Annotated in this window: 12 protein-coding genes; 5 read left to right on the plus strand and 7 right to left on the minus strand. The window is 62.8% G+C overall.

The annotated features are described in order from the left end of the window. The first annotated feature begins 59 nt into the window (after positions 1-59). Together J7392_RS11295 and J7392_RS11300 are read left to right on the plus strand one after the other, a co-directional pair. Positions 60-848, plus strand: coding sequence for a xanthine dehydrogenase family protein subunit M (locus J7392_RS11295; protein WP_209217642.1), 789 nt, complete (start codon positions 60-62; stop codon positions 846-848). A gap of 162 nt (positions 849-1,010) precedes the next feature. After that, complete coding sequence (locus J7392_RS11300) at positions 1,011-2,945, plus strand: OmpA family protein (protein WP_209217643.1); 1,935 nt, start codon at positions 1,011-1,013, stop codon at positions 2,943-2,945. A 112-nt stretch (positions 2,946-3,057) separates the two neighbouring features. Here the strand turns inward: J7392_RS11300 and infC are convergent, their stop codons facing one another. Continuing rightward, on the minus strand, positions 3,058-3,606 hold the full coding sequence (gene infC, locus J7392_RS11305) for a translation initiation factor IF-3 (RefSeq protein WP_209217843.1): 549 nt from the start codon (positions 3,604-3,606) through the stop codon (positions 3,058-3,060). Positions 3,607-3,805: 199 nt separating this feature from the next. Between infC and J7392_RS11310 the strand changes: the two genes are divergently transcribed. Next, entirely contained in the window at positions 3,806-4,075 is a 270-nt protein-coding gene (locus J7392_RS11310; RefSeq protein WP_209217644.1) for a hypothetical protein, read from the plus strand. Between the two features lie 84 nt (positions 4,076-4,159). Here J7392_RS11310 and purF read toward each other — a convergent pair whose 3' ends face one another. The 5 genes from purF to alr all read right to left on the minus strand — a co-directional run bounded on the left by purF (position 4,160) and on the right by alr (position 10,055). Then, positions 4,160-5,644, minus strand: coding sequence for an amidophosphoribosyltransferase (purF, locus tag J7392_RS11315; RefSeq protein ID WP_209217844.1), 1,485 nt, complete (start codon positions 5,642-5,644; stop codon positions 4,160-4,162). 233 nt (positions 5,645-5,877) lie between these two features. After that, a complete protein-coding gene (locus J7392_RS11320) occupies positions 5,878-6,432 on the minus strand; it encodes a CvpA family protein (protein ID WP_067268241.1) in 555 nt (184 codons plus the stop codon). A gap of 29 nt (positions 6,433-6,461) precedes the next feature. Further along, positions 6,462-7,829 (minus strand): DNA repair protein RadA, encoded by a 1,368-nt coding sequence (gene radA, locus J7392_RS11325; RefSeq protein WP_209217645.1) that lies wholly within the window; start codon positions 7,827-7,829, stop codon positions 6,462-6,464. 104 nt (positions 7,830-7,933) lie between these two features. Then, positions 7,934-8,731, minus strand: a complete 798-nt coding sequence (locus J7392_RS11330) for a DNA repair protein (RefSeq protein WP_209217646.1) — start codon at positions 8,729-8,731, stop codon at positions 7,934-7,936. Positions 8,732-9,011: 280 nt separating this feature from the next. Continuing rightward, a complete protein-coding gene (gene alr, locus J7392_RS11335) occupies positions 9,012-10,055 on the minus strand; it encodes an alanine racemase (protein WP_209217647.1) in 1,044 nt (347 codons plus the stop codon). 129 nt (positions 10,056-10,184) lie between these two features. Here alr and J7392_RS11340 point away from each other — a divergent pair, with 129 nt between their 5' ends. Together J7392_RS11340 and J7392_RS11345 are read left to right on the plus strand one after the other, a co-directional pair. Next, positions 10,185-10,910, plus strand: a complete 726-nt coding sequence (locus J7392_RS11340; protein ID WP_209217648.1) for a sterol desaturase family protein — start codon at positions 10,185-10,187, stop codon at positions 10,908-10,910. Positions 10,911-11,010: 100 nt separating this feature from the next. After that, positions 11,011-12,318, plus strand: coding sequence for a dienelactone hydrolase (locus J7392_RS11345; protein WP_209217845.1), 1,308 nt, complete (start codon positions 11,011-11,013; stop codon positions 12,316-12,318). A gap of 257 nt (positions 12,319-12,575) precedes the next feature. Here J7392_RS11345 and J7392_RS11350 read toward each other — a convergent pair whose 3' ends face one another. Beyond that, entirely contained in the window at positions 12,576-14,075 is a 1,500-nt protein-coding gene (locus tag J7392_RS11350) for a replicative DNA helicase (RefSeq protein WP_067268251.1), read from the minus strand. Between the last annotated feature and the right edge of the window lie 90 nt (positions 14,076-14,165).

The raw sequence follows: 14,165 nt of genomic DNA on the forward strand, positions 1-14,165 counted from the left end.
GCGAAAGATTGGTTTGAGAAAAGAGGCGACGCTCGGGCGGCCTCTGGGAAGGATGAAAGATGTATGATTTCGAAGTAGAGCGCCCCAGCAGCGTGGCGGATGCGGTCAAGGCTTTGGGGCAGGAGGATGCGCAACCGCTCAGCGGCGGGCAGACGTTGATCCCCACGCTGAAGGCGCGGCTGGCGATGCCCTCGGTTCTGGTGTCGCTGGCGGGGATCGATGCGCTCAAAGGGGTTGAGATGCGCGATGGCGCGCTGTGGATCGGTGGCGGCACGACCCATGCCACGGTCATGCGGGAGGCGGCGGAAAGCTACCCGGCGCTCGCCAGCCTCGCGGCACGGATCGGCGACCCGGCGGTGCGCAACCGGGGCACGATTGGCGGATCGCTTGCCAATAACGACCCCTCTGCCTGCTACCCGGCGGGCGCTCTGGCCAGTGGCGCGACGATTGAGACCGACCGCCGCGAGATTGCCGCGGATGACTATTTTCAAGGCATGTTCACCACCGCGTTGGAGGAAGGGGAGATCGTCACCGGCGTCCGTTTCCCCATCCCTGAGGCCGCGCATTACGAGAAATTCATCCAGCCCGCCTCGCGCTTCCCGCTGGTCGCGGCCTATGTCGCGCGCCTCGGCGATGGGGTGCGCGTGGCGATCACGGGTGCGTCGAACGACGGTGTCTTCCGCTGGACCGAAGCCGAAACTGCCCTGTCGGAACGGTTCGCGCCGGAGGCGTTGGAGGGGCTGGCCCTCGACGCGGGCGACATGATCAGCGATCTCCACGGCAGCGGCGCCTACCGCGCCCATCTGTGCGGCGTGATGACCCGCCGCGCCGTGGCCGCCATCGCCTGATAGCCGATAACAGCAGCGTAAACCTTTGCCGCGTCCTTATAGGGGGCGCGGTATTTTCATGGGGTAAGCTCTTGATATTGGATAGCGGAACCAGCGCCCCCATCATGCGTTGGGTGACAAGCGCTGCCCGAACGGCGTTCCCGTAATGATGAGGACGTGAACATGAAAAACCTACTGAGATCTACGACTTCGCTGGGTCTGAGCCTTGCCTTGGCTTTCCCGCATGGCGCCTTTGCGCAGGAGCAAAATCTGAATGAATGCGGCCCCGTGGGCGAAGCGACCGAATTCCCATGCGCATTTGACGATCAGACGGTAGAGAGTGCCGAAGAGCTTCGTGTTATGGCCGGGCTGAGCGGTGAGGCCGAGGCGGAAGGTGAAGCAGAGGTCGAGGCCGAGGCGGAGACCGAAGCCGAGGCGGGTTCGCTGCTGGATCAGGCGACCGGCGCGGTTGAAGCGACGGGTGACGCTGCTGCCGCTGCTGTGAACGACGTGACCGAACAGGCCGAAGAGGCCGCCGATGCAGCAGAGACGCAGGCTGAAGCCGCAGCCGAGGCGGCAGAGGAAACTGCAAGCGAAGCGGAAGCGGAAGCCGCAGAGGCCGAAGCCGAAATGACCGCCGAGACTGAGAGCGAGGTCGAAGTCGAGGAAGAGGTTGAGACCGACGCGGAAGTTGAAGCCGAGCAGGAAAGCGAGGTCGAGGTTGAGGAAGAGGCCGAGACCGAGATTGAAGACGACGCCGAGGCCGAGACCGCACTGGACGTGGAAGCTGAAGCCGCAGCGACCGATGAAGTTGATGCTGAGGCGACCGAAAGCGTAGAAACCGACGTAAACGCCGAAGCTGCGACTGACGCGGAAGCCAATGAGACTGTGGTCGAGACCTCGGAAGAGACTGACGCCGAAATGGAAGCCGAAACCAGCGGCGAAGCGGTCGGCGAGGAAGACAACGCCGGTCTGACCGAAGAACAAATCCAAGCCCGTGAAGAGCGCCGCGAGGCCCGCCGTGCCGAACGCCGCGAAGAGCGCCGCGAACAACGTCGCGCGGAGCGTGAAGCTGCCGCTGCCGCCGCCGCTGCCGCCGAAAACGAGGCGGACGCCGAAGTCGTGACTGAGGAAGTGACCGAAGAAGACGTGCGCAGTTCGGACGAAGACTTCGAAACCGAAGTGACTGCCGCAGGCGAAGCCGACTCCGCCGCCGCTGATGACGACGACAGCGGGATGTCGGACTTCGAAAAAGCGCTGCTGCTCGGCCTTGGGGCCGTCGCTGTCGGCTCGGTGCTGAACAACGGTGAGAAAATCGTCAGCCGCTCCGGTGACCGTGTGGTCGTGCAGGACGACACAGGAGAGTTGCGCGTCCTGAAGGACGACAACGCTCTGCTCCGCCGCCCCGGTGACGAGGTGCAGACCCAGACTTTCGACGACGGCTCCACTCGGACCATCGTGACCAAGAGCGACGGCAGCCGGGTCGAGACCATCCGCTCGCGCGATGGCACCGTGCTGCGCCGGACGAATTTTGACGCGCAGGGCCGTGAATATGTGCTGGTCGATGACCTCGTGGAAGAGCGCGAAGTTGTCGTGAACGATCTGCCGCAGGTCCAGCAGACACAGCAGGCACAGCGCGCCAGCACCCAAGACGAAGCCGCACTCCGTCAGGCGCTGCAAGCTGAGATGCGCAACGATCAGGGGCGGACATTCTCCCTGCGTCAGGTGCGTGAAATTCGTGAGGTACGCTCCCTCGCGCCGGAACTGGAACTTGATGCCGTGCGCTTCCCCACCGGCTCCGCCGCGATCCAGCCTGAACAGGCCCGCGCGCTTGCCAATATTGGCACCACACTGCGTGACCTGATCCAAAAGGACCCGCGCACCGTGATCCTCGTCGAAGGTCATACCGATGCGGTTGGCGATGCGAGCTATAACCTCGCCCTGTCGGACCGCCGCGCGGAGACCGTGGCCCTGGCGCTGACCGAGTACTTTGACGTGCCGCCCGCCAACCTGATCACGCAAGGCTATGGCGAGAGCCAGCTGCGCGTGCCGACCACATCGGCGGAACCTGCGAACCGTCGTGCCGTGGTGCGCAACATTACAGGTCTGCTGCGCTAAGCAGACCAACACCCCAAACAGAAAACGCCCCCGGAGCGATCCGGGGGCGTTTTGCGTTATTGGTTGGTGAAGGTGTCAATCGGGCCCGTCATGCGGACCCGATTGAGCCTGATCACTTGTTGGGCAGGGGCCCGATCACCATGACCATTTGGCGGCCTTCCATCTTGGGGAAGTTCTCCACCCGGCCGATCTCTTTGGTGTCGGCAGCGACGCGCTCCAAAAGTTCACGACCGAGGTTTTGGTGCGCCATCTCACGGCCACGGAACCGGAGGGTAACCTTCACCTTGTCGCCACCTTCAAGAAACTTGAAGACATTGCGCATCTTCACATCGTAGTCGTTCTTGTCCGTATTGGGACGGAACTTGACCTCTTTGATCTCGATGATCTTCTGTTTCTTGCGGGCTTCGCTCTCGCGCTTTTGCTGTTCATATTTGAACTTGCCGAAATCCATGATCTTGCACACGGGCGGCTTGGCATTGGGCGAAATTTCAACAAGGTCGAGGCCGGCGTCATCGGCCATTTCCATGGCACGCTGCGGCGAGACAACGCCGACGTTTTCGCCATCGGCACCGATCAGGCGGATTTCGGGGGCACGGATCTTGTCGTTGACGCGCGGGCCGGTGTCACGTTGGGGCGGCGCGTTATGAGGTCTGCGAGCGATGGTGATGGTCCTTTGATTGTTACCTAATTCGAGAATGCAAGGTAAACCCGCGTGGGGCCATCTTCAAGTCGCAAAATCACGCTATGCGTGGGGTTTGGGGCGATTTACCCTTGATCTGAGGCGATTGTGGCGCAATTCACGGCTATGCGGCCCCGGGGGAAATCTTTAACCTCGCGGGGCGTAGATTAAGGGGAATGGAATGAAGAATCTGGTCTGGTTGGTCGTGGCGGCGCTGATTGCGCTGGCGGGCTATATGCTTTTCACCGGCAAGGGGCCGCAGGAAGTGGCCATCGAAGCTTCCGAGGCGATCAATGCGCCCGAGGTGGCCGAGGATGTGACCAATGCTGCCGAGGACGCAGCCGATGCGATTACCGACACAGTCGATGCCGCCGGGGAGGCGATCAACGATGCCGTGGACGGCGCAACCGACAGCGCCAATGACGCGGCGGAGCCTGCGGCGCAGAATTAAGCTGCCCTGCGCAATGCGGAAAAGCAAAGGCCGCGTCCGGGGAACCGGGCGCGGCCTTTGCTTTGGTTTGACCCCTCTGGTGGGTTACTCGGCGGCGGGCTTCATCTGGAAACCTTCCTTAACCTGATCGGCAGGGGTCACCGGGTAGTCGCCAGAGAAGCAGGCGTCACAATACTGCGGGCAGTCGGCGTTGCGGCCTTCGGCTTCGCCCACCGCGCGGTAGAGACCGTCGAGCGAGATGAACTTGAGGCTGTCGACCTGCAAGTGGTCGCGCATCTCATCCTCAGACATGGTCGCCGCCAGCAGCTTTTCGCGCTGCGGGGTGTCGACGCCGTAGAAACAGGGCCAAGCCGTGGGGGGGGAGGCGATGCGGAAGTGCACCTCTTTCGCGCCCGCGTCGAGGATCATCTCTTTGATCTTGCGCGAGGTCGTGCCGCGCACCACCGAGTCGTCGACCAAGATCACCCGCTTGCCCTTGATCAGCGCGCGGTTGACGTTGAGCTTGAGACGGACCCCCATGTTGCGGATCTGCTCGGTCGGCTCGATGAAGGTCCGGCCCATGTATTGGTTGCGGATGATGCCCATCGCGTAGGGGATGCCGGATTCAAGGCTATAGCCAATCGCCGCCGGGGTGCCGCTGTCGGGCACGGGGCAGACGAGATCGGCCTCCACGGGGCTTTCCTTGGCCAGTTCGCGGCCAATATTCTCACGCGTTTCATAGACCGAACGACCGCCGAGGATGCTGTCGGGGCGGCTAAAGTAGACATGCTCGAAGATACAGAAACGCGAGGCGACACGGCGGAAGGGGAAGTGGCTCTCAACCCCTTTCTCGGTGATCACCACCATCTCGCCGGGTTCGATCTCGCGGACGAATTCCGCGCCGATGATGTCGAGCGCGCAGGTCTCCGAGCTCAGCGCCCAGCCATCGCCGACACGGCCCAGCACGAGCGGGCGCACGCCCAGCGGATCGCGCACGCCGATCAGCTTGGTGCGCGTCATGGCAACGACCGAGAAGGCCCCCTCGACCCTGCGCAGCGCATCTTCCATCCGCTCGGGGATGTTTTGCTGCAAGGATCGGGCCATCAGGTGAATGATGCACTCACTGTCGGATGAGGATTGGAAGATCGAGCCCCGCTCAATCAACTCACGGCGCAGGGCATTCGCATTGGTGATATTGCCATTATGGGCAATCGCGGCTCCGCCCATGGCGAACTCACCAAAGAAGGGCTGCACGTCGCGGATCGCGGTGGGGCCTTTGTTGCCAGAGGTCGAATAGCGGACGTGACCGATGGACAGCTCGCCGGGCAGGGTCTGCATCACATCCTGCGAGGTGAAGTTGTCGCGGACATAGCCAAAGCGGCGGGCCGATTGGAAACCGGCGGCGGGATCGTAGCTGACGATGCCGCCAGCCTCTTGTCCACGGTGCTGGAGGGCGTGCAGGCCAAGGGCCACGAAGGTGGCGGCATCGGCAACGCCAACCACGCCAAAGACGCCGCATTCCTCCTTCAGTTTATCCTCATCTCCGCTGTCGCGCAGATAGGAAGTGTCAAAGGGATGGGCGGGCGGCATGTGCTTGGACAACGGGGCAACTCCGAATCCGGGTGAGGTCGCTGCCTATGTAGGGGCTTCGCAAGCGGCTGTCACCCCGCATGTCGCCTGCGGGGGGCATGAGGCAGGATAAAGCTCCGCATTGCCCGCCAAGGAGGCGGCCACCGTAACCTGCCAAGCCCAAACGCAAAACAGGCGGCCATGATGCTCTGGCCGCCTGTTTAAAAGGATTGTGTTAAGAGATTATGAAGGCCTTAGGCGCTACATTTGCCCACCAGCGCCTCATAGCGGTTGGTGATCCAGCCGAGCGCCTCTTGCGGGTCTTTTTCTTCGATCTGGCCGGTGAAGCGCGAGAATACGGCGGCGGAACGGCTGTTTTCGACCATGGTGGTCCGCTCACCGGTGATGACCGTGTCATAGACGAAGAAGGCAATCGCGACGAGCAGCACGCCGCGCACCACGCCGAAGATGAAGCCCAGCCCCTGATCAACGCCGCCCAGCATTGAGCGGTGCACGAGCGAGGAGAACAGCGGCGTGAAGAGCGAGACCACGATAAGCGCCGCGGCAAAGACCAGCGCGAAGGCACCGATCACCGACAATTCGCAGCTATCGGCCAAGAATTCGCCCACATAGGGCAGTTCACGCACCAGCGGTTCGACCTGCGGCGCAAAGAGAAAGGCCAGCACAGCCGCTGCAATCCAGCCGACAATCGCCATCAACTCGCGCACCAGCCCACGGCCATAGGCCAGCAATGCCGATAGCACGATGACAACCGCGACCACCCCGTCAATAATGGTAAAACCGTCCATGCGCGTTCTCGCCCTCGTCTAAGGGGGGATCAGCCCGCCCCGAAAATTTCGCCAACAAATCCGGTCAGATCGCTCATCGTATTCAGCGCAATTCCGGTCACACCCACAGCCTTGCCGCCGCGCGGTGCAATAGCGCTCGTAAAACCAAGTTTTTGCGCCTCTTTCAACCTGTTTTCCGTCTGGCTGGCGGGGCGCAGCGCACCGGAGAGGCTAATCTCACCGAAAACAACGGTTTCGGCGGGCAGGGCCGCGTCTTCCCGCGCCGAGAGGATCGCGGCGGCCACGGCAAGATCGGCGGCGGGTTCGGAGATCTTCATCCCGCCCGCCACATTGAGGTAGACATCCAGCCCCGCGAAAGGAATTCCGCAGCGCGCTTCCAAGACCGCGAGGATCATCGCCAGACGCCCCGAATCCCAGCCCACCACCGTTCGGCGTGCTTGGGAATGGGGCGAGGGGGCCACGAGCGCCTGAAGCTCAACCAAGACGGGCCGGGTGCCTTCGATGCCTGCAAAGACGACCGAACCGGGGGAGGGTTGTCCGCGTTCTGACAAGAACAGCGCCGAGGGGTTGATCACCTCTGACAGACCGCCGCCCGTCATCTCGAAAACGCCGATCTCATCCGCCGGGCCGAAGCGGTTTTTCACCGCGCGCAGGATGCGGAACTGGTGCCCGCGCTCGCCTTCAAAATAGAGCACGGTGTCGACCATATGCTCCACCACGCGGGGGCCAGCGATCTGGCCCTCCTTGGTGACATGGCCCACGAGGATCACCGCGACTCCGCGGCGTTTGGCGAAGCTGGTCAACTCATGCGCCGCGGCGCGGACCTGACTGACCGAGCCGGGCGCGCTTTCGACGTTGTCGGCCCACATGGTTTGGATCGAGTCGATGATGGCAAGCTGCGGGCGCTCGGCCTCGAGCGTGGTTAGGATGTCGCGCAGGTTGGTTTCCGCGGCCAGTTTCACCGGCGCGTCCGAAAGCCCCAGACGTTGCGCGCGCATGCGGACCTGCGCGCTGGCTTCCTCCCCGCTGACATAGATCGTCTTGAGGCCGGAGTTGGCGAAATGCGCGGCGGCTTGCAGCAGAAGGGTCGATTTCCCGATGCCGGGATCGCCGCCCACGAGGATCGCCGAGGCGGGCACCAGCCCGCCGCCCAACACGCGGTCCAACTCCGCGATGCCCGACTGTGCGCGCGGGGGCGGGGTTTCTTGTGTGGCAAGATCAGTGAGTTCAATGGCAGAGCCGCGCCTTGCGCCCAAGGATTTGCTGGGCGGGCCTGCGGAGATGCCTTTGTCTTCGACGATGGAGTTCCAAGCGCCGCAGGCGTCACAGCGCCCGGACCATTTGGAATGTTTCGCGCCGCATTCGGCGCAGGAAAAACTGGAGGAGGATTTGGCCATGGGCCCTTTTCGCGCAGGTGCCCGATGGCGTCAAAGGAAAAGCATCCGGCCCTTGGGTGATGATCCCGGGGGGGAACCCAATGGGCCGGATGCCGCCGCTGGTATTACTCAGCGGCTTTGGGCGGCAGGTCGATCACGATATTGTCGAGCGATGTCGTCTCAGGCTTGCGCTCGGGTGTTTCGGTTTGGACCACACGTTCAAGGCCAAGCTCGGGCATGATCTCACGCATTTCCTCGCGCAGACGCTCAAGCTGGGCCACGGCGACGCTTTCTTCGAGTTCAACTTCATGCAGCCAATGTTTCATCTCGGTCGAGATCGCTTTGGCCTGATCGAGGCGGCTGTTGAAGAGTTCGACCTCTTCCTGACGCTGCTTGAGGAAGCTGCGGGCGCGAGCCAGTTTCTCATCCGAATAGACTTCGGCCAAATCGCGGGCCACATGGCTCATCTGAGCGGCCATCTCCAGCACGGCGGGCTCCAGCGTGGCGAGGTCGGGATGATCGCGCAGATAGGCCAGACGTTCGCGCACCGAATCGAATTCAGAGCTCATCTGAAAGGTTTCGGCCCGGTCGGCGGCGTGCACGGCGGCATAGGCGCGGGCCACGTCCTGCATGCCGACATTGAACTGACGGTGCGAGGTCTCAAGCTGCATGACACGGCGGTTGGTGGGTAGGAAAAAGCACAGGCCCACGGCAAGGACGGTCAGCGCCAGTTGGGCGTACATCCCGGCGTTTTCGACAGGCTCACCGCCGTATTGCAGATCAAGGCTGATCCAATTCCACAGGCCAAGGGCCGCCATGATGCTGGCCCCGGTAAGAGCAAGCGCCGCAAGGGCAAAGACCACAACGGCGAGCCGCTGAAAGGCGAATTGGATGAGGTAGGCAAAGGAACGAAGCTGGGACATACTTTCTCCCCCCTGGAAGAGCTACTAAGCAAGTTTCTGCCGACCAACGCCTCCTTATCCTTCTTTGTTCCCATTCCCTGCGGAATTATGCTGAGGATTTAACGTAGTTTTGCCGAGATTATGGCACAACCTTAGGTTTTTCGGAAGTTTTTTGCGTCTGCGCCGTGCAATTCGTGATCGGCGGCGCAGGGCAGGGGCAAGGCGTGCCGTGGGGGGGTGGCAGTGAGGCGCCCAGCGACCCTCTCAGCGGCGTGCTACGACGCGGGGGAAAATCGCCGACCTAACCGGCGTAGTTTCGCGCATATCTTGTGCCCAAAGAGGTCAGCACCTCATAGCCGATCGTACCCGCCCAATCCGCCAAATCGTCAACGCCTTGGCTTTGCCCCAGCAGTTGCAGGGTCGCGGGCACCTCCTCCAATGCAGAAACATCCACCGTGATCAGGTCCATCGAAACGCGGCCAAGGATGGGCAGGGTAACGCCCTCATGCTGGAAACAGGCGGTGCCGGTCGCATTGCCCATCGCGCGCAGAAGCCCGTCGGCGTAGCCCGCGGCCACTGTGGCGAGCGTCACGGTGCTCTCCGCCGTCCAGGTGTTGCCATAGCCCACAGTCTCACCGGGGGTGACGCTGCGGGTCTGGATCACCGGCACGTCGAGGGTGACCACGGGCCGCGCCTCTGTGAATGGGCGCCCGCCATAAAGACCGATGCCGGGCCGGGTGACGTCGAAATGATACTCCGGCCCCAACAAAATGCCCCCCGTGGCGGAGAGCGAGCGCGGCACCTCGACCCCTTGGGTCATGTCGCTGAAACTGCGCAGTTGCGCGTCGTTCATTTCATGATCCGGCGCGTCCGAGCAGGCCAGATGCGACATGATGAGCGTTGGGTTCTGGCTCAGCGCGATGTCGCGCAGGGCCGCCCATTCCGCAGGCTCCATCCCCAGCCGGTTCATCCCGCTGTCGAGTTGGATGCCGAAAGCATGGCCGGGCAGGGTCTCAAACTGGCGCAGCAGCTGCTCTGTCGAATTGATCATCGGCGTCAGCGCGGCACCGGCAATCGCCTCCGCATCGCCCGCCATATGCCCGGAAAAGACATTGATCACCGGGCCTTCGCCCAAGGCTTGGCGCAGGGCCACGCCCTCTTCGGTCAGGGCCACGAAGAACTGCCGTGCACCGGCCTCGGCCAATGTCTTGGCCACACGGGCGGCGCCCAGCCCATAGCTGTCGGCTTTGACCACGGCGGCGGTCTCGGCCTTTGTCATACGGTCGAGGGCGCGCCAGTTGTCGGCGATGGCTTGTAGGTCGATGGTCAGGGTCGCTTTGCTCATGCGCGGATGTGGGCCGGAATGAGGGGGGAGGTCAAGCGGACAAGGGCACCTAACGTCAAGCGCGACAGGCAGGCGGGGGATTTGTTACAGTTTTGCCTACCGGATGCGCAGGATGGGGAGGTCAGGCGGATGTCACGGATCAAGATCATGTTCGGCCATGCGGGCGTGTCGCTCATGGCGCTGGCCGCTGTGGTGGCCTTTGTTGCGATGCTTTGGGGGGCGCCGCTGTGGTGCTGGGCGCTGGTGCCGCTGGGGGTCGCGGCGCAGATGCTTAATGAGTATAACCTGCACCGGCATGTCTTTCACCTTGCCCCGCCCAAGCGGCAGTGGGCCTTTGATCTGCTTTACCGCGCGCATTACGGGCACCATGATTTCCCGACCAATCACGGGCTGTTCTTTGTGCCGGTCTGGGTCGCGCTGCCGATGCTCGTGGGGAATTTCCTTCTGGTCTGGGGCATCGCGGCGTTTTTGGGGTTCGAGGCCAGCATCTGGATCGCCACGGCGATCGTGCCTCTGGGCGGGGTGCTGACCTTTCTAGGCTATGAGTGGTTTCACATGACGGCACATTTGACGGTGCCGAAAACGGCGGTGGAGCGACATGTCACCCGGCTGCACAACCAGCATCACTTTCGCGACTTCAACAAGTGGTTCCACGTCAGCCCGGGCGGGGAGATCATTGACCGGGCCATGGGCACCGATATCGACACCGAGGCTTTGAAACAGCAGCAGCGGGTGGCTTTCATCCGCACCTTGGGCATGCGGCCCGATGATCCAAGACTGCTGGCCGCCCGAACGAAATTCGCCGGGAAATACGGGCTGAGCGAGGCCGAAGTGGCACGCGCCGCGCGGGGATAGATGTGAAACTTCCGTAACGTTACCCGAAGGGCGCTTGCCTGTTCCCGTGGCGCGGGTAGGCTTGGCCCAATTCAAGGGAGGACGAACCATGCACCGACATATGACCACCACAGCCCTGCTTGCCGCGGGCCTTACCGCTGGCGCAGCGCAGGCGGAAAACCGGATCGACCAGCAATTGCCGAATGCGCCCGAACTTGCGGCCTATGGGGATCATGCCGTGGGGGTGCGCACTTTGGAGATGGTCAACCCCGACCAGATCGACATCCTCGCCATCGACCCCGCCGCCGACCAGCCCGAGGAGATGCCGCGCTACGACCGGCCGCTCACGGTTGAGATGTATTATCCCGCCGCCGAGGGGGCGGAGGGCGACACCTCCTTCAAGGCTTATCTCCGCGACGGCACCACCGAGGTCTCGCTTGAGGGCCAAGCGATGCGCGACGTCGATCCGGCAGAGGGCGAGACCTTTCCGCTCGTACTGATCAGCCACGGCTATCCGGGCAACCGGTACCTCATGTCGCATCTGGCAGAGAACCTCGCCTCCAAGGGCTATGTCGTGGCGTCTATCGACCACACCGACAGCACCTACCGCACGCAGGCAGCCTTTGGCTCGACGCTGGTGAACCGCTCGCTGGACCAGCTTTTCGTGCTTGAGCAAATGGCGCAAAAGACCGCGGAGGGCGGTGATTTCGCGGGGCTCTACGATGCCGAGAACACCGGGCTCATCGGCTATTCCATGGGGGGCTACGGCGCGATCATCACCGCCGGGGGCGGGGTGACGGAGACCTCGGTCGGCTATACATGGGGCGGGCCGCATGGAACGCTGGGCATTCATCAGGCGGGCTCTGTGACGCATGACGCGCTGCCCGATCCGCGGATCAAGACTGCCGTGGCCTTCGGCCCTTGGGGCATGAACCGCGGCTTCTGGGATGCCGAGGGGCTGGCGGGGGTGCAGATCCCGATGCTGTTCATCGCAGGCTCGCAGGACGATACCTCGCTCTACGAAAACGGTATCCGGGCGATCTGGGAAAACACCTTGAGCGTGGACCGCGCGCTGCTGACCTACATGAACGCGGGCCATAACGCGGGCGCGCCCATGCCGGCGCCAGAGGAAGCCTATTACTTCAGCGAGGACAAGGGCTTCAACATTTCCGAGCATTACACCGACGCGGTCTGGGACACGGCGCGGATGAACAACATCGCGCAGCATTTCGTGACCGCGTGGATGGACAGACATTTGAAGGGTGAGAGTGAGAAGGCGGCGTATCTCGATCTAGTAGAGAACTCGAACGACGGCGTCTGGTCGGTCGAGGAGGATGGGACCGAGAAGGAGGACCACAGCTACTGGAAGGGTTTTCCGGAGGGGACCGCCAAAGGGCTGATGTATGAGGAGAAATCGGCGGCTGAGTGACGCGGAGGGGCTCGGTGGAAACACCGGGCCTATGCCGCTGCCACCAAGCCCGGAATCAAGCCGCAGGCGCCGGGCCATCGCCTGCCCGCCCGGACGGGTAGGCGATTTGGTGAGGCTGGGTAGGACCCCGCGAAACGCACATCGCGGTTGAAGGATAAAGTGGTACCGAACTTCTGTTGCATCGCCCACCCGCGGGCAGGCGATGGCCCTAAGTTCTTTAAGATCGTTGTTCAGGGAAGACGGAAGCCGTCAGCCCCTCAGAACTCCTGATCGTCCCCGCCGCCCTGCTGCCAAGGCTGCACGAGGTTGCCAAAGCGGGTGAACTTGCCCTCGAAGCTGAGGTCCACCGTGCCGATGGGCCCGTGACGCTGCTTGCCGATCACCACCTCGGCGCGGCCGTGCAGACGCTCCATCTCTTCCTGCCAGACCGCCATCTTGTCGAGCTCGTGATCGCCCGGCTTCTCGCGTTCCTTGTAGTATTCCTCGCGGTACACGAACATCACCACGTCGGCGTCCTGTTCGATCGAGCCCGATTCCCGAAGGTCCGAGAGCTGCGGGCGTTTATCGTCGCGGCTTTCCACCTGGCGCGAGAGCTGCGACAGGGCGATCACCGGGATGTCGAGTTCCTTGGCGATGGCCTTGAGACCCATGGTGATCTCGGAAATCTCGTTCACCCGGTTCTCGGATTTGCCGGTGCCGCGCACCAGCTGTAGGTAGTCGATGATCAGCACGTCGAGTCCGTGGGTCCGCTTCAAGCGCCGCGCGCGGGCGGCAAGCTGGCTGATCGGCAGGGCGGGCGTGTCGTCGATGAAGAGCGGGCAGGCTTCGAGCGCCTTGGCGGCGTCGACAAAACGGCGGAACTCGGCCTCGGTCATGTCGCCCGAGCGAATCTGGTGGCTGGGGATCTCGGCAGCTTCCGAGAGAATCCGCGAGGCGAGCTGTTCGGCGCTCATCTCGAGGCTGTAGAAGCCCACGACGCCGCCGTCGATGGCGCCCTCGGTGCCGTCGGGCTTCATCCCGCGCTTGTAGGCCTTGGCCACGTTGAAGGCGATGTTGGTGGCAAGCGAGGTCTTACCCATCGAAGGGCGCCCGGCGAGGATCAGAAGGTCCGAGCGGTGCAACCCGCCCAGTTTCTTGTCCATGTCGATCAAACCGGTGGAGACGCCCGAAAGCCCCCCGTCACGCTGGTAGGCGGCATTTGCCACGTTCACCGCGTCGGTGACGGCCTTCAGGAAGGACTGGAAACCGCTTTCGACCTGACCCTGTTCGGCCAGCTTGTAAAGCTCCTGCTCGGCCTCGACGATCTGCTCGCGCGGCTCGGAAGAGACATCAACCTGCGCGGCCTTGGCCGAGATGTCACGGCCCAGCTGGATAAGGTCGCGGCGCACGGCGAGGTCATAGATCATTTGGGCGTAGTCGCGCACGGCGAAGGCGCTGATCGCCGCACCGGCAAGGCGGGCCAGATAGGCCGGGCCGCCCAGCTCCTTCAGCCCCTCATCGTCCTCCATAAAGGCCTTGAGCGTGACCGGGGAGGCGAGGTTGTTCTTGGCGATCCGCTGGGCCGCGATGTCGAAGATGCGGGCGTGGACCGGCTCGTAGAAGTGCTTGGGCCCGATGACGGACGCGACACGGTCGTAGACGTCATTGTTGGTCAGGATCGCGCCCAAAAGCTGCTGTTCGGCCTCGATCGAATGCGGCATCGATTCCGGTGCCTGCACGGCCAATTGGTTCGCGTTCAGCGATGTAATCTCGTTCATGACCTCACCCATTTCTACCCAGATGGACCTCATAGCCAGTGGGTTCGTCCGGCGCAAATTGTATCTTTTGTGGATATCTTTACCGACAAA

Source organism: Sulfitobacter sp. R18_1 (assembly GCF_017743915.1).
Classification (GTDB): Bacteria; Pseudomonadota; Alphaproteobacteria; order Rhodobacterales; family Rhodobacteraceae; genus Sulfitobacter; species Sulfitobacter faviae.

What these genes read in the sequence shown, in the direction of transcription:
- J7392_RS11295 (WP_209217642.1), top strand. Translation starts at nt 60, where the DNA reads ATGTATGATTTCGAAGTAGAGCGCCCCAGCAGCGTGGCGGATGCGGTC.
- J7392_RS11300 (WP_209217643.1), top strand. Translation starts at nt 1,011, where the DNA reads ATGAAAAACCTACTGAGATCTACGACTTCGCTGGGTCTGAGCCTTGCC.
- J7392_RS11310 (WP_209217644.1), top strand. Translation starts at nt 3,806, where the DNA reads ATGAAGAATCTGGTCTGGTTGGTCGTGGCGGCGCTGATTGCGCTGGCG.
- purF (WP_209217844.1), bottom strand. Translation starts at nt 5,644, where the DNA reads ATGCCGCCCGCCCATCCCTTTGACACTTCCTATCTGCGCGACAGCGGA.
- J7392_RS11320 (WP_067268241.1), bottom strand. Translation starts at nt 6,432, where the DNA reads ATGGACGGTTTTACCATTATTGACGGGGTGGTCGCGGTTGTCATCGTG.
- radA (WP_209217645.1), bottom strand. Translation starts at nt 7,829, where the DNA reads ATGGCCAAATCCTCCTCCAGTTTTTCCTGCGCCGAATGCGGCGCGAAA.
- J7392_RS11330 (WP_209217646.1), bottom strand. Translation starts at nt 8,731, where the DNA reads ATGTCCCAGCTTCGTTCCTTTGCCTACCTCATCCAATTCGCCTTTCAG.
- alr (WP_209217647.1), bottom strand. Translation starts at nt 10,055, where the DNA reads ATGAGCAAAGCGACCCTGACCATCGACCTACAAGCCATCGCCGACAAC.
- J7392_RS11340 (WP_209217648.1), top strand. Translation starts at nt 10,185, where the DNA reads ATGTCACGGATCAAGATCATGTTCGGCCATGCGGGCGTGTCGCTCATG.
- J7392_RS11345 (WP_209217845.1), top strand. Translation starts at nt 11,011, where the DNA reads ATGACCACCACAGCCCTGCTTGCCGCGGGCCTTACCGCTGGCGCAGCG.
- J7392_RS11350 (WP_067268251.1), bottom strand. Translation starts at nt 14,075, where the DNA reads ATGAACGAGATTACATCGCTGAACGCGAACCAATTGGCCGTGCAGGCA.